Below are 26,952 nucleotides of genomic sequence, written 5' to 3' on the forward strand. Positions count from 1 at the left end.
GGTCGCGGAGCTCGCTCAGCGCTCACCCCAGGTCGTGCCCTCCGGCCGCCGGCAGCTGGTGCTTGGCCACGCGCGCGGTGGGCGTCCGAGGCAGGGCGTCCAGCCGCTGCCAGAACCTCGGCACCTTGTACGGAGCCAGCCGCGCGGCCGTCCAGTCACGCAGGGCCGCCAGGTCCAGTTCGCGCCCAGGGGCCGCGACCACGAACGCCTTCACCTCCTCGTCCGTCAGCTCGGACGGGACCCCGATCACCGCGCATTCCAGCACGTCGGGGTGGGCTTCCAGGGTCTCCTCGACCTCCAGGGGCGAGAGGTTCTCGCCGCGGCGCCGGATGACCTCCTTTTTGCGGGCCACGAACGTGTAGGTGCCGTCGGGGTTGGCCGTCACCAGGTCTCCGGTGTGCAGCCAGCCGTCCTTGACGGCCCTGGCGGTTTCATCGGGCATGCCCCAGTATCCGGGGGTCACGGCGGGGTTGTGCAGGAGCAGCTCGCCGTCCTCCGCCACCCGCGCGTGGTTGATCGTGCCCAGCGTCGGGTGCTGGCGCGGGGTGCCGAGCGTCTCGTACGGTCGGGCGCCGCGGGGCCAGATCAGCCCGTACGGGGTCTCCGACAGGGCGTAGCCGACGACGATCTCCAGGCCGAAGCGGCGCTCGATCTCCAGCTGCCGTTCGCGGGCCGGAGCCGGGCCCGTGTAGCAGAGCTTGAGCGGGTTGTCGGCGTCGTCCGGCCTTTCCGGCTGCCGCATGAGGATCTCCAGCATGGCGCCGATCGCGTTGAACTCGGTGGCGCCGTACCGCCGGGCGTCGTCCAGGAAGGAGCCGGCCGAGAAGCGGGGCAGGAGGACCAGGCCGGCGCCGCAGGACAGCGAGCCCATGACCGAGTAGGCCGGGGCGTTGATGTGGAACAGCGGCAGCGACGTCATCAGGCGGTCCGCGCCGGTCAGGCCGAGCCAGTGGGCGAAGCCCTGGCCGGCCAGCGCATACGCCCGATGGGTCTGCATGACCAGCTTGGAGCGGCCGGTCGTGCCCGAGGTGGGGATGAGAACGGCCAGGTCGTCCGGCCGCACCAGGTCCGTCGGCAGCTCGGCGGGCTCCGGCCACGGGCCGGGGTCACGGATGACGTGGGCCGGTTTCGCCTGCTCGATGAGGGCGTTGAGCTCGTGGTCGGTGCTGCGGGGGTTCACCGGGAGCGTGACGGCGCCCAGCGTCGTCAGCGCGAGCCAGCAGATCAGGTCGCGCGGCGTCGTCCTGGCCACGAGCATGACGACGTCGCCGTGCCGCACGCCCCGCGCGGCCAGGGCCTGCGCCTCGCCGCCCACCAGGGCGGCGGCCTCGGCGAACGTGATCATCGAGTCGCCGTGCAACCAAGGGCCGTCACAGCAGGCGGCGGCGAGCACCTGCGGGATCGTAGCCGGGAGCGATCCGGGAGTCGTCAAGGCTCCAGTGTGATCCCTTCGCGCCTGAGGTCCTCGATGATGCCGTCCACCAGGCGGGTGGCGACCGTGTGGCGCAGCTCGCCGTGGTCACGCAACTCGCGCACGGCGGGAACGGGATCCGGGTCGGCGAACAGCCGCTCATCGGCGTAGTCCACCGGCCGGCCGGTCGGGTCGATGGTCCACCAGGACGCCTCCAGCGCGATGCCGTTGGGGTCGCTAAAGTAGATCGACCGCAGGAACCCGTGGTCGATGACGTCAGTGACCTCGCACCCATGCGCCTTGAGCCGGTCGCGCATCCGGTTGAGCGCGTCCTCGTCCGGCAGGTGCAGCGACAGGTGATCGAACTGCGCCGCCTTGGCGTACGGCACGCCCGCGGGCTTGGCGAAGCTGTCGAGGGGCTGGTCGGCGTATTCGAAGAAGGCGACGGTGTTGCCCGGCGCCACCTCGAAGAAGTAGTGCTTGAACGAGGGCACGGCAAGAGTGGTGACCAGGCGGGCGCCGAGCACACCGTGCCAGAACCGCACGGTGGCGTCCATGTCCGCGGTCACCAGGGCGAGATGGTGCACGCCGCGCCAGTGCACCGGATCTGGGGTCGCAGCCATGCGTCAACCGTACGCCTTTCAACTATCCCTGGTAAGTGAGGACTACCTGCCCTCAGCCCTTCACCGAGCCGGCGAAGCTGAAGGAGCCGGCCAGGTATTTGTTGACCGCGACGTAGAGGACCACGGCCGGGGAGGTGTAGAGGATGGAGAAGGCGGCCAGCTGACCGTAGGCGACCTGGCCGTACTCGGAGAAGAACGTGAAGACGGTGACCGCGGCCGGCTGCTTCTCCGGGGTGTCGAGCAGGACGAACGGGGCGAAGAAGTTGCCCCACTGGCCGACGAAGACGAAGATCGCGACGACGGCGATGCCCGGGGCCATCAGCGGGCCGACGACGGCCGTCAGGGAACGGATCCAGCCGGCCCCGTCGACCCAGGCCGCCTCCTCCAGGTTCACCGGCACGCCGTCCATGAAGTTCTTCATCATCCAGATGGAGAACGGCAGCGAGCTCGCCGTCAGGAACAACACCATCGCCGGGACGGAGCCGTACAGGTTGAAGCGGAAGAACATCGCGTAGACCGGCACCAGGATCGCGGTCACCGGCAGCCCGGTGGTGAACAGCAGGGTCAGCATGAAGTGGCGGCGGTAGCGCAGCTGGTAACGCGACAGCGGGTACGCCGCCAGGCCAGACACCAGGACGGTCAGGATCGCCGTCGAACCCGAGATGACGATCGAGTTGATCAGCGGAAGGATGATCGTCTCCCAGGTCAGGACGGCTTTGAAGTTGTCCAGGGAGAAGGTGAGCGTGGGCGTGGCGGACAGGGTGGCCTCCGGCTGGACCGAGGCGATCAGCACCCACAGGAACGGCCCCAGGAAGGCCAGGGCGATGAGCAGCAGGGCCAGCACCGCCGCGCCCCTCGCGGCCAGCCGCGTCATGCGTCCTCCACCTTGATCAAACGCAGGTAGATCAGCGAGAACAGGGCTCCGATCACCAGCATGACGAGGGCGATCGCGGAGCCGTAGCCGATCTCGAAGTAGCGGAACGCCTGCTCGTACATGTACAGCGGCGTCGTCTGGCTGGCCGTCCCCGGGCCGCCGCCGGTAAGGGCGTAGATGAGGCCGAAACTGGCCAGGGTCTGCAAGGTGATCAGCATGAGGTTCGCCATGATGGAGCGGCGGATCAGCGGCAGCGTGATGTGCAGCAGGCGGCGGCCTGGCCCGGCGCCGTCCACCGCGGCGGCCTCCACCAGGTCGGCGGGGACCTCCGAGAGCGCCGCGGAGTACACCAGCATCGAGAACGCCGTGCCGCGCCAGATGTTGGCCAGGATGACCGCGAGCATCGGCGCCGTGTAGAGCCATTCCTGCTCGATGCCGAGCACCGTGTTGAGCGTGCCCTCCTCGGCCAGGAACGAGAACCAGCAGGCCGCCGCCACGACCTCCGGCACCACCCAGGCGGCGATCACGACGCCGTTGACCACGCTGCGCGTCACCCGGCCGCGGCCGCGCTGGAGCAGGGCGATGATCAGGCCCAGGGTGTTCTGGCCGATGACGGCCGAGCCGATGACGAAGACGAACGTCAGGAAGAACGAGTTGAGGAAGGTCGGGTCGCCGAAGAGCTTGATGAAGTTGGCCAGGCCCACGAATCGCGAGTTCACCGACGCCGAGCCGGTGAGCGTCTCGTTCGTGAACGCGATGTAGACGCTCCAGAGGATGGGCCCGGCCAGGAACAGGGCCAGGATGACCAGGGCCGGGCCGAGGGGGAGGAGCCAGCGCAGGACCCCGCGCCGCGCCGGGCCGCGCACGGGCGGGCTCGTCACGGGCGGGGACTGCGGCGCGGTGGCGACTGTCATCGGGCCAGGACCTTGTCGGGGCCTCCCACGGCGGAGGGCAGCGCCTGGACGTACGCGGCCGTCGCCTCCTCAGGGGTCTGCGCGCCCGTCGTGACCGCCTCCATGGCCTCCTGGACCTCGGTGGACACCTTCGGGTATTCCTCGAAGGCGGGCCGGTAGTGGGTGACCGAAGCCAGGTCGGTCCAGAACTTGATGCTCGGATTGCCCTCGCTGTACTTCGGGTCGGCGGCCACGTCCTTGCGGGCGGTGAGGTCGCCGGTGCCGACCGAGTACGCCGTCGAATTCTCCTTGTTGGTGGCCACCGTGATGAAGTCGAACGCCTCCTGCTTGTTCTTGGCGTAGGCGCTCATCGCGATCACCCAGCCGCCCGACATGCTGACCGCGCCCGGCGGCTCGCCGTTCTGCGTCGGCATGCGCGTCCAGCCCATCTTCTCCGTCCACTCCGGCCACGGCTTCGTGCCGGTCGCCTTCCACGCGGAGGACGCCCAGGCGCCGTCGAGGGAGATGCCGAGCTCGGCGCCCGGGAACCACTCGAACGTGATCTTGTCGCCGAGCTTGGCGTTGTGCGCGTCGGCCTGCTTGGGGCCGAGTTCCTCGCGGTAGATGGTGTTGATGAAGGTCAGCGCGTCGGTGAAGTTCTTGCCGCCGGCCACCCACTTCTTCTGCGTCTCGTCGTAGAGGGTGCCGCCGGGGGTGCCGTACAGGAGCATCTCGAAGCCCTGCATGGTCGACGCCTCGCCGTGGATCTTCGTGGAGTACATGGCGAAGGGGATGACGCCGGGGACCTTCTGCTTGATCGTACGGGCCGCCGTCAGCACGTCGTTCCAGGTCTTCGGCTCCCACGGGACCGGCAGCCCGGCCTTGGCGAAAACGTCCTTCTGATACCAGAGACCGCGCGTGTCCGTGCTGATCGGAACGCCGTAGACCTTGCCGTCACCGCCCATGGCGGCCTGCTTGACCGAGTCGGGGAACTGGCTGCTCCAGTCGGGCCACTTGGCCAGGTAGTCGTCGAGCGGGGCCAGCTTGCCCGCCGCGACGTCCGCGTTGACCTGGAACGTGTCGTGGTAGTAGACGTCGGGCGCCGAGTCGGGGGAGCGGTTGAGCAGGGCCAGCTTGGTGTAGTAGGCCTCATTGGTGCCCTGGACCGCGGTCAGCTTGACCTTGACGCCGGGGTGGGCGGCTTCGTACTGCGTCTTCGCGCCGGTGAGCATCTTCTCCAGATGCGGCCACGTCGGCTCGACCCTGTAGAGGACTTCGAGTTCCTTGCTGCCGGAGGTGTCCTGCGCGGGGTCGGCGCCGCAGCCGGCGACGACCGCGAGGAGCAGGAGGGAACCGGCCAGCGGACGTTTCATCACGACCTCCCCGTGTTGCCTTGGGTTGAACGTGACGGTAAATCTTTTTGATTTACTAAGTCAATACTTTGTGTTGACATATTGACATGCAGCTCGGCACGAACCTGCCCAAGATCGGCAGCTACAACCGGGCCGTGGTGCTGGAGGCCGTCCAGGCCTCCGACGGCATCAGCCGGGTGCAGATCGCGGCCCGCACCCGGCTCACCGCGCAGACGGTCTCCGTGATCGTGCGCAGGTTGCTGGAGGAGGGCCTGGTCGTGGAGGACGGCTCGGCGCCGTCGAGCGGCGGCAAGCCGAGGACGATCCTGCGCGTCGATCCGGCCGCCGGGTACGCGGTCGGCGTGCACTTCGATCCGAAGGAGATCTCGTGCGTGCTCGCCGACCTGGCGGGGCGACCGGTGGCCCGCTCGCACCTGGCCGTGCGGCCGGGGCTCAAGCCGGAGGCGGTCATCCGGCAGATGGCCAGGGCGGCGCGACGGATTCTGCGTGAGGCGAGGGTGCCGGACGGGAAGGTGCTGGGGGTGGGGCTGGCCTGTCCCGGGCCACTGGACGGGGACGGCGTGATGGTGTCACCGCCGCGGCTGCCGGCGTGGGAGCAGGTGCCGATCAAGAAACTGCTGCGGGAGCACACACGGTTCCCGGTGACCGTGGACAACGACGCGACCGCCGCGGCGATCGGGGAGCGGTGGGCCGGGATCGCACGGACCACGCCCAGCTTCGCCTACCTCTATCTGGGGACCGGCATCGGCGGCGGGATCTTCCTGGACAACCAGGTGTATCGGGGGCGGTCGATGAACGCTGCCGAGTTCGGGCACATCACGGTCGAGCCGGACGGGCCCGAGTGCCACTGCGGGAATCGCGGGTGCGTGGAGGCGATCTGCTCACCGAGCGCCATCGAGGCCGCGATGGGGGGACATTTCTCGCATGCCGACATTTGCGCTGCCGCCGCGCGAGGGCAGGCCGCGGCGCGCGAGGTGATCGAACGGGTGGCGGGGCGGCTCGCCGATGCCGCCGTGAGCGTGGTGAACATGCTGGACATCGACCTGCTGGTGCTCGGCGGGCCCGCGCTCAGGGAGGTGGGAGAGATCTACCGGGAGGTGATCGCGGCGGCCACGGCGAGCCGGGCGCTGGCCCGGCGGCTGCACACCGTGCGCGTGGAGACTTCGCCGATCGCCGCGGACGCCGCCGCGATCGGCGCGGCCTCACTGGTCTTCCACGCCACGTACGCGCCCAGGCTGGCGACCACCCTGCTCGGCGGCTGAGTTTGCTGGCGGGTTTACGACAAGTCGGGATCTGGCCACGCCGACCTCATGGACAATGGCTGATCAGGATGGCTAGGAATTCGGTATTCATGCTTACCGATTCTGTGGAGGTCGTCCATGCCGCGTGGGACAGGGCGATGGCGGCGGAGCACCGTGGTGGTGGGCGTCCTGGCCATGATCGCCGCGCCGCTCTCGGTGCCTGGCGCGCACGCGTCCGCCGCGTCGCTTCCGGTTTCCGGCGCGGCGAGCGACGAGATCACGCTGATCACCGGTGACCGGGTGCGGGTGACGGCCGTGGACAGCGAGCACAGCACGGTGACGGTCACCCCGGCGCCGCGGGCCGACGGCTCCGTGCCGACGTTCCAGGTGCTGGAGGCGGACGGCGCGGTGAGCGTCATCCCCGACGACGTGGCCGCCTTGGTGCCGGAGCGGCTCGACAGCGCGCTGTTCGACGTGACGGAGCTGGCCGGGCAGGGGTACGGCGCCGACCTCCCGCTGATCCTGGACTACGCGGGGCCCACGCCCAAGGCCGCGATCCCGGCCGTGAAGCAGGTCCGGACGCTGGAGAGCATCGGCGGCGCGGGCGTCACGGTGGCCGCGGCCGACGCCCCCAGGCTGGGTGCCGAGCTGACGAAACTGGCCCGGGCCCGAGCCGCGGGAGCGCTGGCGGGCGTGTCGAAGATCTGGCTCGACCGCAAGGTCAAGCCGGCGCTGGAATACAGCGTCCCGCAGATCGGCGCTCCCGCGGCGCGGGCCGCCGGGTACGACGGCGCGGGCACGACCGTGGCCGTGCTCGACACCGGCGTGGACGCAGAACACCCCGACCTCGCCGGCCGGGTCGCCGACCGGCGCGACTTCGCCGGCGCGAACGTCACGGACGACCCCCACGGCCACGGCACCCACGTGGCCTCCACGGTCGCGGGCGCCAAGGGCGTCGCGCCCGGCTCGCGACTGATCAGCGGCCGCGTGCTGGACTCCACCGGCCACGGCCTGTCGTCCTGGATCATCGACGGCATGGAATGGGCGGCCGGCGAGCAGCACGCCCAGATCGTCAATCTGAGCCTCGGCGCCCGCGAAGCGGGCGGCCCGCTCACCGACGCGCTCTCGCGGTTGACGAAGCAGCACGGCACGCTGTTCGTCGTGGCGGCCGGCAACGACGGCTGCGACCAGTGCGTGGGCACCCCCGGCGACGCCCCCGAGGCGCTGACGGTCGGCGCGGTGGACCGGGAGGACCGGCTCGCCGGCTTCTCCAACCGCGGCCCCATCGCCGCCGACCAGGCCGTCAAACCGGACGTGACCGCGCCAGGCGTGGGCATCACCGCGGCCGAGCCCGGCGGCGGTCACGTCGCGATGTCCGGCACCTCGATGGCCGCTCCGCATGTCGCGGGCGCCGCCGCGCTGCTGCGCCAAGCCCGTCCTGGTATCACAGGCGGCGAGCTGAAATCCCTGCTCATGGCCACCGCCGCAGCGGGCAGGGAAATCCCGGTCGACGCGCAGGGCGCGGGCCGCATCGACGTGGCCGCCGCGCTCAAGAGCTCCGTCGTGGCCTCGCTCGGCTCGGCCCACTTCGGCCGGCTCGGCACGGGCGAGCGCAAGAGCATCACCGTGACCTACCGCAACCTCGGCCAGGCACCTGCCGAGCTGGACCTGACCAGCGGCGCGGCGTTCACGGTCGAGCCCGCGAAGCTGACCGTCCCCCCGTCGGGGACGGCCGAGGCCACGGTCACGGTCACGGCCGCCGAGCCGGGCCGGCTGCGCCAGGAGCTGACGGCCGCCGTCGCGGGCGGCCCGCCGGTGCGCACCCTGCTGACGGGAGTCGTCGAGGACCGGCGCGTCGAGCTGCGGGTACGCGGCATCGCCAGGGACGGCCGCGTCGCACGCGGCGGCTTCACCGTGCTCAACCTCGACGAGGGCACCCTGGTCGGCCGGGTGCTCCCCGGGAACCCGGCGCAGCCGTGCACCGACCAGAAGTACGGCACCGGCACCTGCCTGCTGGTCAAGCCCGGCACCTACTCCGTGCTCGGCCACGTCTTCACCATGCCGGCCACCCAGGACAGCACCGCCGCCGGCAAGCCGCTCAACGAGAGCCTCCTCGGCGACCCGGAAATGGAGATCACCGAGAACACCGAGGTCGTGCTGGACGCCCGCAAGGCCGTCGAGGTCGAGATCGAGACGCCCGATCACAAGACCAAGCGGAACACCGGCGCGGCCGCCGCCCTCATGTGGTACCGCTCCGGTGAGCAGGGCACCGCGCTACGCGGCGGCACCACGATCTCGCCCGGCGCGCACATCGAGGAGCGGCTGTTCGTCCAGCCCACCAGGAAGGTCACCAAGGGCGTCTTCACCGTCGCCACCCGCTGGCGACTGAAAGCTCCGGACATCGCCCTCACCGCGCCGGGACTTCGCCTGGAGCCGCAGTACGTGGACCCGGTCCAGTTCAGCGACTTCTCCACCGAATACCCGCGCCTGGACGGCACCCGGCTGCTCATGGCCGTGGACGCCGGCCGAGGCACCGCCGAGGAGATCCAAGCCCGCGATCTGAAGGGCAAGCTGGCCGTCATCCGGCGCACCGACGGCGTGCCGGTCTCCGCCCAGGCCAACGCTGCCGCGGCCGCCGGGGCCGCGATGGTGGCGGTCTACAGCGACCGGCCCGGCGCCGACGTCACCACCGGCGGCAACAAGGTCAAACTCGCCGTCCCGACGGTCCGGCTCACCCACGAAGAGGGTCTGCGGCTCATCGAGCGGCCGGTGCCGGTCCTGGCCAAGGGTGTCGTGGCCAGCCCGTACGTGTACGACCTCTACCTGCGGGAGAAGGGCCGAGTTCGCGACCGGCTCCAGTACGTGGTCCGCGCCGGCGAGCTGGCCAGGATCGAGACCGGCTACCACAGCCAGCTCACCGATGACGTGACCGTGAACGAGGCACGGTACGCCTTCGAACCCTGGGACACCCTGTCGATCTCCACCAACCACCCCATGGCCAAGGTGCCGCGTACCCGGGTCGACTACGTCACCCCCGACCCCGAGGTGCGGTGGACGACGGCGGCGACCAGCCCGGAGCGGCCCTACAACAACATGTGGCCGCACCCGGACACCCCGCGCGTCTCGGTCTCCTCGCCCGACTTCCGCCCCTACCAGGCGGGGGAGCGGGTGAGCCGCACGGTGTTCAAGCAGCCCCTGCTGCCGGGCGTCAACCCGCGCAACCCGCTGCGCAGGGAGGGCGACCGGTTGCGGATCTCCATGCAGGGTTTCGTGGACGCAGGCGGCAATTACGGCGAGGCGTACACCAGTCCGTACGAACGCGGCCTGAAGACCAGCTTCCGGCTCTATCGGGACGACACGCTGCTGGTGCAGACGAACCACCTGCCGTCGGGGACGGCGACGCTGCCGGCCGGGCGGTCGGCGTACCGGATCGAGTACGACCTGGCCAACGAGGCCGAGTGGGCCAGGATGTCCACCCGCACCAAGGCCGTCTGGACGTTCAGCTCGGAACGGGCCGCGCAGACCACGGTGATCCCGCTGCTGCTGGCCACGTTCGACGCACCGGTGGACCTGAAGAACCAGGCCACCTCCCGCAGGCTCGGCGTGACCCTCTCCCACCAGGAGGGCGCAGAGCAGAGCGCGGTCAAGAGCGTGTCGCTGGAGGTGTCGTACGACGACGGCGCCACCTGGCGGCCGGCCCGCCTGCGCGACAAGGGCGACCGGAGCTACGAGACCACGCTGGACCGGTCGCCCTCTGGATTCGTCTCACTGCGGCTCACCGCCGCCGACGTCGCAGGCAACTCGCTGACGCAGGAGGTGATCCGCGCCTACGCGGTGCGCTGAGCGCGCGGTCAGGGCCCGCCCGGGATCGCGGCCAGCAGCTCCCGGGTGTAGTCGTCGGCGGGACGGTCGAAGATCTCGTCGGTCGTGCCGCTCTCCACGATCCGCCCGTCGCGCATCACGTGCACCGCATCGGAGATCATCCGTACCACGGCCAGGTCGTGGCTGATGAACAGGTAGCTCAGCCCGAGCTCCCGCTGCAGCTCGGCGAGCAGCTCCAGGATCTGCGCCTGGACGATCACGTCGAGCGCCGAGACGGCCTCGTCGAGCACGACCAGCTCCGGCGAGAGCGCCAGCGCCCGCGCGATGGCCACCCGCTGGCGCTGGCCGCCGGACAACTCGTGCGGCAGCCGCTCGCCCAGCGAGGCCGGCAACGACACCTTCTCCAGCAGCTCGGCGGCGCTCTTGCGGCGCTCGGCCGCCGTGCCGACGCCGTGCACGCGCAACGGCTCCATGATCGACTTCTCGACGGTGTAGCGGGGGTCGAGCGAGGCGTACGGGTTCTGGAACACCGGCTGCACCCGCCGGCGGAACGCGAACAACTCACGCCGCCCGAGCCCGGCCAGGTCCGTGCCGTCGAAGCGGATGCTGCCCGCGGTGGCGTCGTCCAGCCCGAGCAGCAGGTTCGCGGTCGTCGACTTGCCGGAGCCCGACTCGCCCACGATCGACACGGTACGGCCCTTCGGGATGGTGAACGAGACCGCGTCCACCGCGGTCAGCTCCTCACCCGTGCCCCTGATCGGGAACACCTTGCGCAGGCCGTCGACCACCACCAGGTCCTCCGCCGCCGTCTCCGGACGGGCCACTCGCACCGACGACAGGCTCGGCACGGCCCGCAGCAGCCGCTTGGTGTAGTCGTGCTCCGGCTCGGCCAGGATCCGCGCCGCCGGCCCGGTCTCGACGATCTCGCCCTGGTACATGACGGCCACGACATCGGCCCGCTCGGCCGCCAGCGCCAGGTCGTGCGTGATGAGGAACACGGCCGTGCCCATGTCCGCGGTGAGCCGCTCGAGCTGGTCGAGGATGCGCCGCTGCACGGTCACGTCCAGAGCCGAGGTCGGCTCGTCGGCGATGAGCAGCCGCGGCCGGCAGGCCAGCCCCATGGCGATCAGCGCCCGCTGCCGCATGCCGCCGGAGAACTCGTGCGGGTACTGCCCGATCCGCCGCGCCGGGTCGGGGATGCCCACCATGTCCAGCAGCTCCAGCACGCGTGCCCGCGCCGCCTTCCCGGTGGCCACGCCGTGCACCTCCAGGGCCTCGGCGATCTGGTCACCGATGCGTAGCAGCGGATTGAGGTTGGACATGGGGTCCTGCGGGACCAGGCCGATGCCGGCGCCGCGGATCGCGGTCATCTCCCGCTCGCTCGCCGTCGCCAGGTCGTGTCCTTCGAACACGACCCGGCCCGAGGTGATGCGGCCGTTGTCCGGCAGCAGCCGGTTGACCGCGGCGGCCGTGGTGGACTTGCCCGATCCCGACTCGCCGACCACCGCGACCGTCTGGCCCGGCATGATCTCCATGGAGACGTTCTTGACGACGGTGACGTCCTGCCTGCGGGTGCGGAAGGCGACCGACAGGTCGCGGATCTCCAGAAGCGGGCTGCTCATGCGGTCCTCGATCGTTGCGTGGTGGCCTGCAGCAGGCGGTGCCAGAGGTCCTCGGCCGGCGTCGGGGCGCCCGCGACGAGCAGGCGGTTGCTCGCCACGACCAGGGAGACGTCGCGGCCGGGCACGAAGCCGATCGCGCAGCCCACGTGGCCGGGGTGGCCGAGCACCGTGACCGTCTCGCCCGCCAGGTCCAGGGAGTAGCGGCGGAAACCGAGCGCCTGCTCGGGGTCCGGCCCCGGGGCGAAGAACTCCCGGGCGACCTCGGGCCGCCACAGCCGGTCGTGCTCCTCGTACCGGGACAGCGCGGCGCAGTATTTGAGCAGGTCGGGCACGGTCGAGAACAGCCCGGCGTGCCCGCCGACCCCGTCGAGCGCGTAGTAGGCGTTGCCGTCGGCCACTTGGCCGAGCACGGGCTCGCGCCGCCAGCGGGTGAAGTCGGTGCTGCGGTACGGGACCGGGTACGGCCTTCCGGTGTCGAGCATGGTCATCTCGACCCGGTCGTCCAGGGCGCTCATGGCCACCTCGGTGCCCGTGGGGCGGGCGTACGTGGTCTGGGTGAGCCCGAGCGGCCGGGTGACGAGCTCGGCCACCGCCCGGTCCAGCCGCAGCCCGGTCGCGGCCGTGATGATCCGGCCGAGCAGGATGAAGCCGAGGTCGGAGTAGTGCCGCGCGCGGCCGGGCCGGTAACGCGGCGGCGGTGGCTGCGCCTGGATGTAGAGCGGCCACCATTCCCACAAACCGCCCCGGTGCAGGAGCAGCTCCCGCACGGTGATCGCCTCGTACGACCGCGGCAGGTACGCGCTCAGCGGCGCGTCCAGGTCCACCAGCCGCTCCGACACCAGGCGCATGAGCGCCGTCGTGGTCGCCACGATCTTCGTGACGGAGGCCAGGTCGTGGTAGGTGTCCAGGGTCATGGCCGCCTGGCCCGAGAGCTCGCCGCCCTCCACGCGCACGGTCCGGTGCCCGGTGCACTCGGTCAGCTCGAACCAGGGCGTGCGCGCGGCCATGACCAGGCCGGGGGGCTCGTCCGGGCTCATCGGGTCAGCACCAGCGAACGCGGCGGCTCGGCCATCGGGGCGGGCAGGACGAGCGGGCCCGCGCCCGGCGTCAGCGTGCCGAGGACGCGGGCGGCCCGCGCGCCCGTCCCGCCGGGCACCGTGCCGGGCAGACCGTGCGCGGTCAGCCAGCCGATCAGGGCGAACGCGATGGCCTCCTTGTCGTCGGCGGGCGCGCCGAACGCGTCGGACGGCGCCACCTCCACGCCGGGCAGTGCCGCGCGCAGCCCGCGCATGATGACGAGGTTGCGGCATCCGCCGCCCGAGACGACCAGGGCGCTGACGCCGGCGGCACGCACGTCGTCGGCGACGGTGCGCACGGTCAGCTCGGTGAGCGTCGCCACTAGATCCGCATCGCCGATCGTGCCGGTCACCGCCGGATCCAGGTCACCGGCGGCGCCGGTCGCCGCCGAGCCGGTGCCGTCGGCCCGCAGACCCGCCCTGGCCAGCGCGGCCTCCACATATCCCAGGTGGAACAGCTCCTTGCCGGTGCTCTTGGGGGCGGGCAGCCGGTAGTAGGGCTCGTCGAGCAGCACCTCCAGCAGCCGGGCGTCGACGCGCCCCGACGCCGCGATCGCGCCGTCCTCGTCGAACCCCCGGCTGTTCAGCCGCCGGCTCGTCACCACGGCGTCGATCAGCGCGTTCGCCGGGCCGATGTCGTAGGCGAACAGCTCGCCCCCGCGCACGACGGTCATGTTCGCGATGCCGCCCAGGTTGAGCGCTCCGGCCCCGCCGGGCTGCCCGCCCAGCAGCAGCCCGTCGAGCACCGACACCAGCGGAGCCCCGTGCCCGCCCGCCGTGATGTCGCGGATGCGCACATCCGACAGCACGGGAACGCCGGTTCGCTCGGCGATCCACGCGGGCTGCCCGATCTGCAGCGTGCCTCGCGCCTGCGAACCCTCCACCCAGTGGAACACCGTCTGCCCGTGCGACACGATCAGATCGACGGGACCGCCCCGCTCGATCGCCTCGGCGGCGGCCGCGGCGAAGCTCTGCCCGATGAGCGTGTCCAGCACGCACACCTCCGCCAGCGTCGTCCTGGCCGGCGGCAGCGCCGCGATCAGCCTGGCCCGCAGCTCGCCGGTGTACGGCGTGCTCGCCGTGTGCCCCACCCGGCCCTCCAGCACCTCACCGGCACGCGAGAAATCGACGACGGCCACGTCGATCCCGTCGTGCGAGGTGCCGGAGATCATCCCGAGAACCCTCATGAGCGCCTTCCTCGATTACGCGGGTCAAGCGTGTCACGCAGGCCGTCACCCAGCAGATTCAACCCCACCACGAGCAGCACGACGACCGCGCCCGGCGCGATCAGCGTCCACGGGGCCACGAACACCAGGCTGCGCGCCTCGAAGATCATCGAGCCGAGCGACGGGGCCGGCGGCGGCGTGCCCAGGCCCAGGAAACTCAGTGACGCCTCCGTTAGCACCGCCCACGACAGCGACAGCGCCACCTGGACCACGATGATCGAGGTGATGTTCGGCAGCACGTGCCGCACCATGATCTGCGCGCGGCTCAGGCCCGTGGCGACCGCCGCCTTCACGTACTCGATCTCCCTGAGCGACAACACCGGGCCGCGGGTGACGCGGATGAAGATGGGCACGTACACGATGGCGATCGCCACGGCGATCGTGAACCAGTTGCGGTCCAGCACCGCGGCCAGCGACAACGCCAGCAGCAGCGGCGGGAACGCGAACAGCACGTTCGTCACCCCGCCGATCGCCCCGTCGGCCCATCCGCGGTAGAAACCCGACACGAGCCCGCCGAGCGTGCCGATCACGGTCGCGAACGCCACCGCCACGACCGCGATGAGCGCCGAGTTCCCCACCCCGGCCGCCACCCGCGAGAAGACGTCCCTGCCGAACTGGTCGGTGCCGAACAGGTGCGCGCCCGACGGCGACTGGAACCGCGCCGGCGGGTTCTGCGCGATCGGGTCGTACGGCAGCAGCCCGAAGTACGCCAGCACCGCCACCCCGGCCAGCACCACGAGGATGACCGAGCCCGCCAGCGCGGCGGGACTCCTGCGCAGAGCCGTCACGACGCCCTCACCCGCGGGTCGATGATCCGGTAGAGCACGTCGGTCAGCAGATTGACCAGCACGAACGCCAGCGCGATCACCAGCACCGTGCTCTGCACCACCGCGTACTCCTTCTGCTGGATGCCCAGCAGCACCTGCCGGCCGATGCCCGGCACCGAGAAGATCTGCTCGACCACGACCGCGCCACCGAGCAGGTAGCCGAACTGCAGGCCGGTCATCGTCACGATCGGCACGAGCGCGTTGCCGAGCACGTGCCTGACCTGCAGCAGCCGCTCCGGCACCCCCTTGGCGCGGGCGGTGCGCACGAAGTCGTGCGAGCGCACCTCCAGCACCGCCGCCCGCGTGGTGCGCAGGATCGGCGCCGCGATCCCGAAGCCGAGCACGAGCGCGGGCAGCACCATCTGCTGAAGGTTGAGCAGCGGATCCTCCAGCAGCGTCGCGAAGCCCTGCCCGTTGGGGTTGAACCCGAACGACGCCGCGAAGATCGACAGCAGCGTCGTGGCCAGGAGGAACGCCGGGATCGACAGACCCGCCAGGCTCACCGCCTGCCCCACGGCGTCCCGTGGGGCGCCGGCCTTCGACGCCGACAGCATGCCGAGCGGCACGCCGATCAGCAGCGCCAGCGCGATCGACAGCACCGCCAGCTCGAACGTCACCGGCAGCGACTGCGACGTCAGGTCGAGCACGCTCTGCTGGTTACGCGCCGAGTAGCCCAAGTTCCCCGTGACCATGTTGCCCAGCCACGAGAAGAACTGCGTGACCAGCGGCTGGTCGAGGCCGTAGTAACGCTCGAGCGCCGCCCGCTGGGCGGGGGTGAGCGCGGCGGCCTCGGTGCCGAGCCCCGCCGTGATCTGGTCGCCGGGAATCGCCCGGAGCATGACGAACACGAACACGGCCACCCCGAAGAGAGTGCCGAGCGTGCCCGCCACACGCCGGACGACGCGATTGCGTAGGAGAGCACGCATCAGGACGCGGACGTGGTGCGCAGATACTGCAGCGAGCCGTTGGCCATGGGCGTGAAGCCCTGCACGCCCGCGGTCGTGGCCGTGTAGGTGTAGCCGGAGAACAGCCAGATCCAGGCGGCGTTGTCCTCCAGATGGGCGGCGACCTGGTCGTAGATCGCCTTGCGGGCGGCCTGGTCGGTGGTGGCCTTGCCCTCGGCGAACAGCCGGTCCAGCTCGGGGGAGCTGTAGCCGGCGACCTTGTTGAGGTTGCCCTTGCTGGTGAAGTAGCGGCCGTAGGAGCCGTCGGGGTCGGGGCGGCCGCCGTTCAGCGCGACGGCCGCGTCGAAGTCGGCGGCCACCCAGCGGTCCACGAACGCCCCCGACTCCAGCACCTCCAGCTCCAGGTTGATCTTGGCTTCGGCTAGCTGGGCCTTGAGGTTTTGCGCCTCGTTGACGGACGTCGCGTACTCGCCCTGGGAGACGATGGCCTTGACGGTCACCCCGCCTGACTTGCCGGCCTTGCTCAGGTAGTCGGCGGCCTTGGCGAGGTCGCGGCTGGGGCAGGGGCGCTTGTTCGGGTCCGACTTGAACGCGGTGGCCGTGATGGGCCCGGTCACCTCGCCCTCGCCGAGCGCGGCGGTGTCGAGCACCTGCTTGCGGTCGATCGCGCACTGGACGGCCAGGCGCACATTGACGTCCTTCAGGTCGCCCTTGCGCGCGTTGAGCTGGAGCACGTGGTAGCTGAGCTGCGGCGTCTTGGCGACCGTGATCGTGCCGCCGCCCTCGGCGGTCTGGGCGACCAGCGGGTCGTTGAAGACCGCCAGCTGCACGTTGCCCGACTGCATCGCCGAGACGATGGACGACTCGTCGGGGATCACCCGGAACTCGACCGTGGGGACCTTCGGCTTCTCACTGCCCCAGTAGGTGTCATTCCTGGCGAGGGTGATCGATTGGCTGGGCACGCGCTTGCTCAGCGTGAACGGCCCGGTGCCGTTGGGGGTGGCGTTGAGCTTCTCCTCGGTGTCGTCGGAGGACAACATCGCCATGTTGACCGTGGCCAGGTTGGCGGGCAGCGCGGCGTCGGGCCCGGTCAGGCTCAGCACCACCGTGGCCGGGTCGGGCGCCTCGACCGACTTCACCGATGACAGCGACGCCATGGCCACCGCCGCCGTGGCCTCGTCCATGATCTTGTCGAGGGAGTGCTTGGCGTCCTTGGAGTCGAACGCGCTGCCGTCGGCGAAGGTGACGCCCTGCCGGAGCTTGAGCGTGAGCGTCTTGCCGTCATCGGAGGTCTCCCACGACTCGGCCAGCCCGGGCACCACGTTGAGGTCCTTGTCGAACTCCGTGAGCGTCCCGTACAGGTTCTGCAGCACGTTGACGGCCTGGAACTGGGTGGCCTTCCAGGGGAAGAGCGTGTCCGGGTCGGAGGTGACGCCGACCACGAGACCCTTCGCGGCGCCCGTGCCTGTGCCGGCGCCGGGCCCGGGCCCGGAGGAGGATGAACAGCTGGTGAGGGCGATGGACAGCGCCGCCGTGAGGGCGACCGTGGAGAATGCGCCACGGGGCATGTGGCCTCCTCAGGCAGTAGGTCATAAAATTACGCAGACCTTACCACTGGGGTATTTTCTTTTCCCTCCCAGGATGGATGACGATGGCCGAGGACGACGGCACCTTGCTGATCCGCATCCGCGCCGCCATGCCCGCCCTGCGGCCGTCCGAGCGGCGCATCGCGGAGGCGTTCGCCGGGGACCCGGCCGCGGCGGCGAACCTGTCCATCGCGGACCTGGCCGCCCGCTGCGCCACCTCCACGACGTCCGTGGTGCGCTTCTACCGGCGCATGGGGTACGCCCGCTACCAGGACTTCAGGATCGACCTGACCCGGGCGGTGGCCAGGGAGGAGCTCGCCACGTCGAGCCTGCCGGAGGCGTCCGGCGACATCGACCGCCACGACAGCCTGGAGGGCATCGTCTCCAAGGTGGCGATGAACGAGACGTTGTCCATCGCCGACACCGCCCGTTCGCTGGACATGAAGGCCCTGGCCGAGGCGGTGGCGCTGCTGGGGGCCGCCCGCAGGATCGACACGTTCGGCGTGGGCGCGAGCGCGCTCGTCGGGCTCGACCTGCAGCAGAAGTTGTCCCGCATCGGGCGCACCGCGATCAACTGGCACGACCCGCACTCGGCCTGGACCTCGGCCGCCACGCTCGACGGCACCTGCGTCGCGGTGGCGGTCTCGCACACCGGCGCCACCGTGGACACGGTCGAGTTCCTGTCGATCGCGCGCAACTCGGGGGCCGCCACGGTCGCGATCACGAACTTCCTGGACTCGCCACTGGCCCGCGCGGCCGACGTGACGCTCACCACGGCCGCACGGGAGACTCAGTTCCGCTCCGGTGCCCTGGGCAGCCGCATCGCCCAGCTCATGGTGGTCGACTGCCTGTTCACCGGGGTCGCGCAGGCCTCCTACGACGAGTCGATGGAGGCGCTGCGCGCCACGTACGCGGTCGTGCACGGCCGCGTGGTCAAGCGCGCCTAGTTTCCTCGCAGCATGTTCACAGACCGGATTCACCTGGGGTTCACTGGATATCTCTACCTTGTAGGGCCATGAGCTGGAAGTACCGGGCCAACGCGACGCTTGAGGGCCTGACGGGATACACCTTGACGCGGCGGCTGGGCAAGGAGCCGCCCAAGCCGCCTCCACCGAAGCCTCCGCTGGAGTTGCAGCGGCTCCCGGGTGACACGGTGCGCCCGCCCGTCGACCCGGTGCACGACCGGCTGCTGCGCGAGCCGGCCTTCCTGCTGTCGTCCGTGCGGTCGGGCTCCACGCTGCTGCGGGTCATGCTCAACAGCCATTCGCAGGTGCACTCCCCGATCGAGACGCACTTCCGGCGGATCACCATCGGCCTCGGCACCGACCCCGTGCGGCAGGCGATGGAGGCGCTCGGCCACACCCACAGCGACATCGAGCACATCGTCTGGGACCGCATGCTGCACCGGGAGCTGACCCGCAGCGGCAAGCCGGTCCTGGTGGAGAAGACGCCGAGCAACGTGTTCGTCTGGCGGCGCCTGGCGACCTGCTGGCCGGACGCGCGTTTCATCTTCCTGCTGCGCCACCCGATGTCCATCGTGCAGTCCTGGCATGAGGCCGATCCCGAGAAGCGGCCGATGGAGGAGGCCGTGCCGCGCACGATGAGCTACATGACCTACCTGGAGGAGGCCCGTACCCACCTCGACGGGCTGACCATGCGGTACGAGGACCTGGTCGCCGACCCGGAGGCCGAGCTGCGCCGGCTCTGCCTGTTCCTCGGCCTCGAATGGGAGCCGGGCATGCTCACCTACGGCAACAAGGACCACGGCGGCTTCGTCAAGGGCATCGGCGACTGGCGGGACAAGATCCGCACCGGCACCGTCGTCGCCGGGCGGCCGCTGCCGACTCCTGACGAGGTGCCGGACGCCCTGCACGAGATCTGCCGGAAGTGGGAGTACCTGTCCTGACCAGACCCAGTCCGCACGGTAACCGTTTCAGGTCTGTGACAGAGTTTCGTGCGCCATTTGCCCGCTGTTCGCCTTGGGCTTCGATATGGTGCCCGTCGTGATCAACGGGCCCTCGCGCCGCGCTTTACTAGCCGGAACCCTCGCCAGTCTCGCCGTCCCATCGGCCGCATCGGCCGCCGACCCTGACGGCCTGCCGTCGCGTCCCAACATCGTCGTCATCCTGGCCGACGACCTTGGCTGGGGTGAGATAGGAGTGCAGGGCCAGCGACTGATCAGGACGCCGAACCTGGATCGGATGGCGGCCGAGGGCGTCAGGTTCGAGGCCGCGTACTCGGGGGCGCCGCTGTGCGCCCCCTCACGCTGCGCCCTGCTCACGGGGCTGCACGCCGGGCACGGCACCGTACGCGAGAACCCCGAGGGCGGGCCGCAGCACGCGCTCACCGACGCCGACGTCACCTTCGCCGAGGTGCTGCAGCTGTCCGGCTACCGGACGGCCTGCATCGGCAAGTGGGGCTTCGGGCCCGAGCTGGCCGGTCAGGTCTCGCACCCGAACATGCGCGGGTTCGACGAGTTCTTCGGCTACATCGGCCACCGCCACGCCCACCAGTACTTCCCCAAGTACCTGTGGCACAACGGGGCCAAGGTGCAGCTGGACGGCACGTCGTACGCGCCGCACCTGTTCCGCGAGCAGGCGGTCGAGTTCATCCGGCAGGGCGGCGAGGACCCGTTCCTGCTCTACTTCGCCAGCACCCTGCCGCACTCGCCGAGCGTGATCGCCGGCGACGCCGGGCCGTACGAGGACATGCCGTGGAGCGGTCCCAACCGCCGGCACGCCGCGCAGGTGGCCAGGCTCGACACCGACGTCGCGGCGCTGCTGCGCGCGTTACGCCAGGCGGGCGTGGCCGAGCGCACGCTCGTGCTGTTCACCAGCGACAACGGCCCGCACCGGGAGAAGGGCGTGACGCCCGCGCTGTTCAACTCCAACGGACCGTTCCGCGGTGACAAGCGCGAGGTGTACGAGGGCGGCATCCGCGTGCCGATGATCGCCTGGTCGCCGCGGCTGCGGCCGCGCGTGGTCAAGCAGCCGGTGGCCTCCTGGGACGTGCTGCCGACGCTGGCGGACCTGGCCGAGGTGCCGGCCCCGGCGAACCTGGACGGGCTCTCCTTCCGCGGCCTGCTCACCGGCGCGGGCGCGCCCAAACACGAGCACCTGGTGTGGAACCGGCCGCGCAAGGCCCAGGCCATCCGCCGCGGCCGGTGGAAGGCCGTCAGATTGGCCCCCAACATCGGCGGCGCCGGGCCGGAGGGCCGGATCGAGCTGTACGACCTGGCCGCCGACCCCGGGGAGCAACGCGACCTCGCCGTGGCGCGGCCCGACCTGACCGACGAGCTGATGACCGCGCTGGACGCGTCGATCGGACCCGACCCGCGGATCCCGTACGGGCTGAAGACGGAGATCGTCGGCAACGAGGTCGTCGTGACCCTGCACAACGGCTCCACCGTGCCGTGGAACGAGGTCAAGCTGGGGCTCGACGGACCGCGCCGGGTCCGCGCGCACACCGTGGCGCGGGTGGACCCGGGGATGTCGATCGCGGTCGGCTTCCCGCTGCCCGCGGGGAGCCGCAGCCGCGTCGTCGCCCTCGCCGACTTCGAGTCAGGCGGCCGCTCGCACCTGTTCCGCAAGGTGCACCGCAGGAGCGCCTTCCCCGCCGACGTCGTCACCCCCTGAGCCCCCACCCGGTCTCAGGGGAGACAGCCCACGTATGCGAGGGCCTGCTTCAGCAGCACCCCCTGCCCGCCGGGCATCTCCTGCTGCACCATCGGCGAGGCCGCCTCCTCGGGCGTGAACCACACCAGGTCCAGCGCGTCCTGCCGGGGCCGGCAGTCGCCCGCGACGGGCACGATGTAGGCCAGGGACACGGCGTGCTGACGCGGATCGTGGTACTGGGTGACGCCCGGCGTCGGGAAATACTCGGCGACCGTGAACGGCTGCGGAGACGCCGGGATGTGCGGGAGCGCCACCGGGCCGAGGTCCTTCTCCAGGTGACGCAGGAGCGCGTCGCGGACCCGCTCGTAGTACAGCACCCGGCCCGAGACGAGCGCCCGGCTGACCGTTCCATCCGACGCGATGCGCAGCAGCAGGCCGACGCGGGTGACCACGCCGGTGTCGTCGACGCGCACCGGCACCGCGTCGACGTAGAGGATCGGCAGCTGGCCGCGGACGGACTCAAGCTCTTCCGGCGACAACCAGCTGGGCGTCGTTTCGGTCTTTTCGGTCATTGGCTGATCGTACGTCCCCCCGACCTACCGGCGTACCCGGGCCGGCTCCGGCAGGGCACGACCGGCCAGCCACGACGCCGTGCAGATGACCAGCACGAAGCCCAGGAAGGGCAGATACTCGACGATCTTACGGTTCATTGGAGATCACGCTCCGCTCTCGCTCTCGCCAGCCGCTTGCGCTGCGGCTGGACGGTGTACGTCGGGTCGTTCGCCGACTCCGTTCCTGCGTGGAAGATCCCGAATCGGGTGCAGGCCGATCCCGCCAGCAGCGCCGCCCCCGCCGCGACGGCCGCGATCCTGCTGCGCCGGCCGAAGGCGATCCCGGCTAGCGCACCGCCCAGCGTCAGCGCCTCGCCCGCCCACAGCAGCCTGCTGCGTTTGAGCGGCACGGCCTGCGGCCCGAGCCGCCGCTCCATCCGGAGGGCGGCGGCGCACCCGGCGGCGGCGCCCAGCAGCGCCACCCGCCGGGCCGGGCCCGCCTCGGCCAGGGGCGCGGCCAGCATGCCGAGCCCGCCCGCCGCCGCGGCGGCCGAGCCGGCGAACAGGAACGGCATCTCGCGGTAGCCCTCGTGCCAGACGGGCACGGCGGTGTCGCAGACCAGCGCGGCCGTATAGGTGGCCACCGCGGGCCCGGCCAGCCCGGCTCCGATCGTGGCCGCCCGGCCCAGCCGGGGGAGACGCCCCGTCAGGGCGGTGGCGGCCGCGCAGGCGGCTGGCGGGCCGTACGCGGTCAGGAGCCACGTGCCGACGCTCATCGGCGAGGTCACCTTGAACACGCGCAGCATGTTGACGAACCGCTCGGGGCGGCCGAGGTCGTGGATCAGCGAGTAGAGCGACCCGCCGAGCGCGCACAGCGCCCCGGTCTTGGCCGCCCTGGCCAGGCGCGGCCGGCCGGTCAGCTCGGCGGCGGCGGCCAGCGTGGACGAGGCCCCGGCCAGGCCGCCGAGGAACAGGTATCCGGCGATGTCGGGGGCCTGCCACGTCGGCTCGTTCAGCACCGGCAGGCCGTAGTAGGAGCCTGCTCGCGGCTTGGCCGTCGCGGGGCGCAACGGCCTGGGTCCCGCGGACCCCGGCGTGGCCTCACGTTCGGTCCGCACCTCGGCCGAGCCGTCCAACCGCACGTCGGTCTGGCTCATGATCTCCTCCGTCCTGGGGCCGCCGAGCCCAAGAGGGCTGAGCTCACCGCCTCCGCGCCGGCCGGCCGCCGTAGCAGGGCCGCGGCGGTCATTCCCGCCATCAGGGCGAGGGCCGCGGCGCCGGCGTGGCGCCACATCGACGGCAGGTCTCTGGTGGTCACCACCGGGTCGGGTGGCAGGCCGTACACCTCGGGCTCGTCGAGCAGCAGGAAGAACGCCCCCATGCCGCCCACGCCGTCACCGGTGTCGTGGCCGTACAGCCGCGCCGAGGTGACCCCGGCCCCGCGCACCTGCTCCAGCCGCCGCTCCGCCCGCTCGCGCAACTCCTCCAGGTCGCCGAACTGGATGGAGTCCGTGGGGCACGTCTTGGCGCAGGCCGGCTCTTGCCCCGCCCCCAGCCGGTCGTAGCACATGGTGCACTTGGCCGCCGTGCCGCCCTGCTCGCGCTCCCGCTTGCCGATCACCCCGAACGGGCAGGCCGGCACGCAGTAGCCGCAGCCGTTGCACACGTCCTCCTGCACCACCACCGTCCCGTGCTCGGTGCGGAACAACGACCCCGTCGGGCACACGTCCAGGCAGGCGGCGTGCGTGCAGTGCTTGCACACGTCGGAGGCCATCAGCCAGCGGAAGTCCTGGTCGTTCAGCCCGGGCTCCTGGTGGCCGAGCGGCCGCCGCTGCTCGATGAACGCCACGTGCCGCCAGGTGTCGGCCCCGAGGCCCACCGTGTTGTCGTACGACATGCCGGTGAAGGTCAGCCCGTCCTCGGGGACGGCGTTCCACTCCTTGCACGCCACCTCGCACGCCTTGCAGCCGATGCAGACGCTGGTGTCGGTGAAGAACCCCACCCGCCCGGCGCCGATCGCCTCGTCCAGGTCGAAGGCCATGGCTCAGGCCTCCATTCCGGTGTCGCCGGTGACTCCGGCCCGCTGCCGGTAGGCCAGGACGAGCTCGGGCAGCGCCGCGCCGCGTGGCCGCCGCCCCGGCCGGATGTCCGCCGACAGCGCCTTGACCTCCTGGATGTGCGAGTTGGGGTCCAGCGAGATCGACGACAGCTCGTTGGCCGCATCGCCCCTGGCCAGGCCGTTCGGCCCGAAGTGGAACGGCAGGCCGATCTGGTGCAGCGTGCGCCCGTTCAGGTGCAGCGGCGCGATCCGGTCGGTGACCAGCACCCTGGCCTCGATGGCGTTGCGGGCCGTGATGATCGTGGCCCAGTCGCCGTGCACCAGCCCCCGCTCGGCGGCCAGCTCGGGCGACACCTCGCAGAACATCTCCGGCTGCAGCTCGGCCAGGTACGGCGTGTGCCGGCTCATGCCGCCCGCGGTGAAATGCTCGGTCAGCCGGTAGGTCGTCACCACGTACGGGAAGACCGAGGCGCCCGGCTCGTCCCCGCTCGGGTGATACCGGTTGTCCTCGTGCGGGTAGAGCCTGCGGGCCGGGTTGCGCTGGTGCCCGTACAGGGGGTTGGCCACCGGCGAGTCCTGCGGCTCGTAATGCGCCGGCAGCGGCCCGTCCACCACCCCGGTGGGCGCGAACAGCCAGCCCTTGCCGTCGGCCTGCATGATGAACGGGTCGATGCCCGACAGCGCCGCCGCCCCCCGCGCGTCCGGCGGCGGCCGGTAGTCCGGGCTCTTGTCCACCTCGAAGTCGGGCACGTCATAACCGGTCCACCGGCTCCCGTCCCACCAGACGAGCTTCTTGCGCTCGCTCCACGGGCTGCCGTCCGGCTTGGCCGAGGCCCGGTTGTAGAGGATGCGCCGGTTGGCCGGCCACGCCCACGCCCATTCGGCGGCGATCCAGTCCTGCTCGGCGGCGGGTTTGCGGCGGGCGGCCTGGTTGACGCCGCCGGCGCGCACGCCGCAGTAGATCCAGCAGCCGCACGCGGTGGAGCCGTCGTCCCGCAGCTCGGCGTAGCCGGACAGCGGCCGTCCCTGCGCGTCCCGGCCGTTGATCTCGGCCTGCACCGCCTCCGCGTCCGGCTCGGCCGTCGGGCCCTCGACCGGGTAGTCCCAGGTGAGGTCGAGCACGGGCCGGTCCATCGGGTCGTCCGAGTCGGCCAGCTTCTCCCGGATGATCCGTCCCAGGTGGTACATGAACCACAGGTCGCTGCGGGCGTCCCCCTCAGGCTCGACGGCCTGGTGGTGCCACTGCAGCAGCCGGTTGGTGTTGGTGAAGCTGCCGCTCTTCTCGGTGTGCGCGGCGGCGGGCAGGAAGAACACCTCGGTGCGGATGTCCCCGGTACGCAGCTCGCCCGTCTCGAGCTCCGGGCCGTCCTTCCACCAGGTGGCGCTCTCGATCAGGTTGAGGTCGCGCACCACCAGCCAGTCCAGGTTCGCCATGCCGAGGCGCTGCATCCTGGCGTTGGCCGAGCCGACGGCCGGGTTCTCGCCGAGCAGGATGTAGCCCTTGCAGGTGCCGTCGAGCTGCGCCAGGACCGTGTCGTACGTGCTGTGCGACCCCGTCAGCCTGGGCAGGTGGCCGAAGGCGAAGTCGTTGTCCGGCCGCGCCGCCTCACCCCACCATGCCTTGAGCAGACTCACCAGGTAGGCGGGCATATTGGCCCAGAACCCCTTGGGCGGGGCGTCGGCGTGCAGGAAGTCGCGCAGCCGCTCGTGCTCGTGCGCGTACGGCATCGGGATGTACCCCGGCAGCAGGTTGAACAGGGTCGGGATGTCGCTGGAGCCCTGGATGCTGGCGTGCCCGCGCAGCGCCTGGATGCCGCCGCCCGGCCGGCCGATGTTGCCCAGCAGCAACTGCAGGATGCTCGCCGTGCGGATGAACTGGGAGCCGTCACTGTGCTGCGTCCAGCCCACGGCGTAGACGAACTCCGCCGTCTTGTCCGGCCCGGAGTTCTCCGTCAGGTGCCGGCACACCTCCTCGAACAGCCGGCGCGGCACCCCGCACGTCTGCTCCACCATCTCCGGCGTGTAGCGGGCGAAGTGGCGGCGCAGGATGCTGAGCACGCAGCGCGGATGCCGCAGCGTCTCGTCGCGCTGCGGGGTGCCGCCCATCGGCGCGCCGAGTCCGCCATGCGCCTCCGCGTGGCCCGCCCGCCGCTCGAAGTCCTGGTCCCTGGCGCCGGCCGCGGGGACCACCTCCATGCCCTCGTACTGCCAGGTGCCGTGGTCGTAGGTGTGGGTGCCCGGGTCGAAGCCGGAGAACAGGCCGTCGAGGTCCTCGGCGTCGCGGTAGTCCTCGCGCAGGATGGTGGCCGCGTTGGTGTAGTCGACCACGTACTCGCGGAAGAAGAGCTCGTTCTCCAGCACGTGGTTGATGATCCCGCCGAGGAAGGCCACGTCGGAGCCGGCCCGGATGGGCACGTGCAGGTCGGCCAGCGCGCTGGTGCGGGTGAACCGCGGATCCACGTGGATGATCACAGCGCCGCGCGCCTTGGCCTCCATCACCCACTGGAAGCCCACCGGGTGGGCCTCGGCGAAGTTGGAGCCCTGGATGACCACACAGTCGGAGTGCTGCAGGTCCTGCATGAACGTGGTGGCGCCGCCCCGCCCGAACGATGTGCCCAGGCCCACCACGGTCGAGCTGTGGCACACCCGTGCCTGGTTCTCGATCTGCACCACGCCGAGCGCCGTCAGCAGCTTCTTGATGAGGTAGTTCTCCTCGTTGTCCAGCGTGGCGCCGCCGAGGCTCGCGATGCCCATGGTGCGGGCGGTGCGCCGGCCGTCCCGCTCCCACTCCCAGGTCTCGCGCCGGGTGGCGATGATCCGGTCGGCCACCATGTCCATGGCCGTGTCCAGATCGATCTCCTGCCAGTCCGGCGCACCCGGCGGCCGGTGGAGCGCCTTGCGCTGACGGCCGGGCGCGGTGGTGAGCTGGAGGCTCGCCGCGCCCTTCGGGCACAGCCGTCCCCTGCTGACCGGCGAGTCCGGGTCGCCCTCGATCTGGACGACCTTTCCCTCCCGTACGTACACGTTCTGGGCGCAGCCCACCGCGCAGTACGGGCACACCGACTTGACCACCCGCTCGGCGTCGGCGGTTCGCGCCCGCAGCCGCTCCGTATGGGCGGACTTCACCGCCTGTCCCCGCCCATACCGGTCTCTGCCGGTCAGCTGCCGCAGCAGCGGCCACGCGAAATCCATGACACCCCCCGATGCCCCTGGTCCGACTCTTGCCCGAACCGGACAGAGCGAAAACCA

20 protein-coding genes are annotated in these 26,952 nt (G+C 71.1%); 5 read left to right on the forward strand and 15 right to left on the reverse strand.

The annotated features are described in order from the left end of the window. Positions 1-22 precede the first annotated feature (22 nt). From OHA25_RS32540 to OHA25_RS32560, 5 genes are read right to left on the reverse strand one after another with little or no spacing between them, the layout of a single operon-like run. Complete coding sequence (locus OHA25_RS32540; RefSeq protein ID WP_327580761.1) at positions 23-1,432, reverse strand: AMP-binding protein; 1,410 nt, start codon at positions 1,430-1,432, stop codon at positions 23-25. Then, on the reverse strand, positions 1,429-2,034 hold the full coding sequence (locus OHA25_RS32545; protein ID WP_327580762.1) for a VOC family protein: 606 nt from the start codon (positions 2,032-2,034) through the stop codon (positions 1,429-1,431). Before OHA25_RS32545 ends, OHA25_RS32540 begins: the two co-directional genes overlap by 4 nt. A 52-nt stretch (positions 2,035-2,086) precedes the next feature. Continuing rightward, the gene (locus OHA25_RS32550; RefSeq protein ID WP_327580763.1) at positions 2,087-2,908 is read right to left on the reverse strand and encodes a carbohydrate ABC transporter permease; all 822 of its coding nucleotides are present in this window, start codon (positions 2,906-2,908) and stop codon (positions 2,087-2,089) included. Next, on the reverse strand, positions 2,905-3,822 hold the full coding sequence (locus OHA25_RS32555; protein ID WP_327580764.1) for a carbohydrate ABC transporter permease: 918 nt from the start codon (positions 3,820-3,822) through the stop codon (positions 2,905-2,907). Before OHA25_RS32555 ends, OHA25_RS32550 begins: the two co-directional genes overlap by 4 nt. After that, positions 3,819-5,174: an extracellular solute-binding protein gene (locus OHA25_RS32560; RefSeq protein WP_327580765.1), complete on the reverse strand. Its 1,356-nt coding sequence runs from the start codon at positions 5,172-5,174 to the stop codon at positions 3,819-3,821. Before OHA25_RS32560 ends, OHA25_RS32555 begins: the two co-directional genes overlap by 4 nt. Before the next feature lie 86 nt (positions 5,175-5,260). On the opposite strand from OHA25_RS32560, the gene OHA25_RS32565 reads away from it, so the two are divergent. Together OHA25_RS32565 and OHA25_RS32570 are read left to right on the forward strand one after the other, a co-directional pair. After that, complete coding sequence (locus tag OHA25_RS32565) at positions 5,261-6,436, forward strand: ROK family transcriptional regulator (RefSeq protein WP_327580766.1); 1,176 nt, start codon at positions 5,261-5,263, stop codon at positions 6,434-6,436. A 117-nt stretch (positions 6,437-6,553) separates the two neighbouring features. Beyond that, positions 6,554-10,258, forward strand: a complete 3,705-nt coding sequence (locus tag OHA25_RS32570) for a S8 family peptidase (protein ID WP_327580767.1) — start codon at positions 6,554-6,556, stop codon at positions 10,256-10,258. A gap of 8 nt (positions 10,259-10,266) precedes the next feature. Here OHA25_RS32570 and OHA25_RS32575 read toward each other — a convergent pair whose 3' ends face one another. Genes OHA25_RS32575 through OHA25_RS32600 form a run of 6 tightly spaced genes read right to left on the reverse strand, consistent with a single transcriptional unit; the run spans position 10,267 to position 17,461 of the window. Beyond that, positions 10,267-11,859, reverse strand: a complete 1,593-nt coding sequence (locus tag OHA25_RS32575; RefSeq protein ID WP_327580768.1) for an ABC transporter ATP-binding protein — start codon at positions 11,857-11,859, stop codon at positions 10,267-10,269. Then, positions 11,856-12,896: a serine hydrolase domain-containing protein gene (locus OHA25_RS32580; RefSeq protein WP_327580769.1), complete on the reverse strand. Its 1,041-nt coding sequence runs from the start codon at positions 12,894-12,896 to the stop codon at positions 11,856-11,858. The genes OHA25_RS32575 and OHA25_RS32580 overlap by 4 nt, the downstream gene beginning before the upstream one ends. Beyond that, positions 12,893-14,122 (reverse strand): anhydro-N-acetylmuramic acid kinase, encoded by a 1,230-nt coding sequence (locus OHA25_RS32585; protein ID WP_327580770.1) that lies wholly within the window; start codon positions 14,120-14,122, stop codon positions 12,893-12,895. Before OHA25_RS32585 ends, OHA25_RS32580 begins: the two co-directional genes overlap by 4 nt. Next, positions 14,119-14,949, reverse strand: coding sequence for an ABC transporter permease (locus tag OHA25_RS32590; RefSeq protein WP_327580771.1), 831 nt, complete (start codon positions 14,947-14,949; stop codon positions 14,119-14,121). Before OHA25_RS32590 ends, OHA25_RS32585 begins: the two co-directional genes overlap by 4 nt. Next, entirely contained in the window at positions 14,946-15,878 is a 933-nt protein-coding gene (locus OHA25_RS32595; protein ID WP_327580772.1) for an ABC transporter permease, read from the reverse strand. Before OHA25_RS32595 ends, OHA25_RS32590 begins: the two co-directional genes overlap by 4 nt. Positions 15,879-15,913: 35 nt before the next feature. Beyond that, a complete protein-coding gene (locus OHA25_RS32600; RefSeq protein ID WP_327580773.1) occupies positions 15,914-17,461 on the reverse strand; it encodes an ABC transporter substrate-binding protein in 1,548 nt (515 codons plus the stop codon). Between the two features lie 77 nt (positions 17,462-17,538). Here OHA25_RS32600 and OHA25_RS32605 point away from each other — a divergent pair, with 77 nt between their 5' ends. The 3 genes from OHA25_RS32605 to OHA25_RS32615 all read left to right on the forward strand — a co-directional run bounded on the left by OHA25_RS32605 (position 17,539) and on the right by OHA25_RS32615 (position 21,114). Then, positions 17,539-18,426 carry a MurR/RpiR family transcriptional regulator gene (locus OHA25_RS32605; protein WP_327580774.1) on the forward strand — a complete coding sequence of 296 codons (888 nt, stop codon included), beginning with the start codon at positions 17,539-17,541 and terminating at the stop codon, positions 18,424-18,426. A 68-nt stretch (positions 18,427-18,494) separates the two neighbouring features. Continuing rightward, positions 18,495-19,385 carry a sulfotransferase gene (locus OHA25_RS32610; protein ID WP_327580775.1) on the forward strand — a complete coding sequence of 297 codons (891 nt, stop codon included), beginning with the start codon at positions 18,495-18,497 and terminating at the stop codon, positions 19,383-19,385. A 97-nt stretch (positions 19,386-19,482) separates the two neighbouring features. Next, positions 19,483-21,114, forward strand: a complete 1,632-nt coding sequence (locus OHA25_RS32615) for an arylsulfatase (RefSeq protein ID WP_327580776.1) — start codon at positions 19,483-19,485, stop codon at positions 21,112-21,114. Positions 21,115-21,128: 14 nt separating this feature from the next. Here OHA25_RS32615 and OHA25_RS32620 read toward each other — a convergent pair whose 3' ends face one another. The 4 genes from OHA25_RS32620 to fdh all read right to left on the reverse strand — a co-directional run bounded on the left by OHA25_RS32620 (position 21,129) and on the right by fdh (position 26,895). Next, complete coding sequence (locus OHA25_RS32620; protein WP_327580777.1) at positions 21,129-21,665, reverse strand: NUDIX hydrolase family protein; 537 nt, start codon at positions 21,663-21,665, stop codon at positions 21,129-21,131. A gap of 134 nt (positions 21,666-21,799) precedes the next feature. Then, the gene (gene nrfD, locus OHA25_RS32625) at positions 21,800-22,801 is read right to left on the reverse strand and encodes an NrfD/PsrC family molybdoenzyme membrane anchor subunit (RefSeq protein WP_327580778.1); all 1,002 of its coding nucleotides are present in this window, start codon (positions 22,799-22,801) and stop codon (positions 21,800-21,802) included. Beyond that, entirely contained in the window at positions 22,798-23,685 is an 888-nt protein-coding gene (locus OHA25_RS32630) for a 4Fe-4S dicluster domain-containing protein (protein WP_327580779.1), read from the reverse strand. Before OHA25_RS32630 ends, nrfD begins: the two co-directional genes overlap by 4 nt. Positions 23,686-23,688: 3 nt before the next feature. Then, positions 23,689-26,895 (reverse strand): formate dehydrogenase, encoded by a 3,207-nt coding sequence (gene fdh / locus OHA25_RS32635; RefSeq protein WP_327580780.1) that lies wholly within the window; start codon positions 26,893-26,895, stop codon positions 23,689-23,691. Positions 26,896-26,952 lie beyond the last annotated feature (57 nt).

It is taken from the genome of Nonomuraea sp. NBC_00507 (assembly GCF_036013525.1).
Classification (GTDB): Bacteria; Actinomycetota; Actinomycetes; order Streptosporangiales; family Streptosporangiaceae; genus Nonomuraea.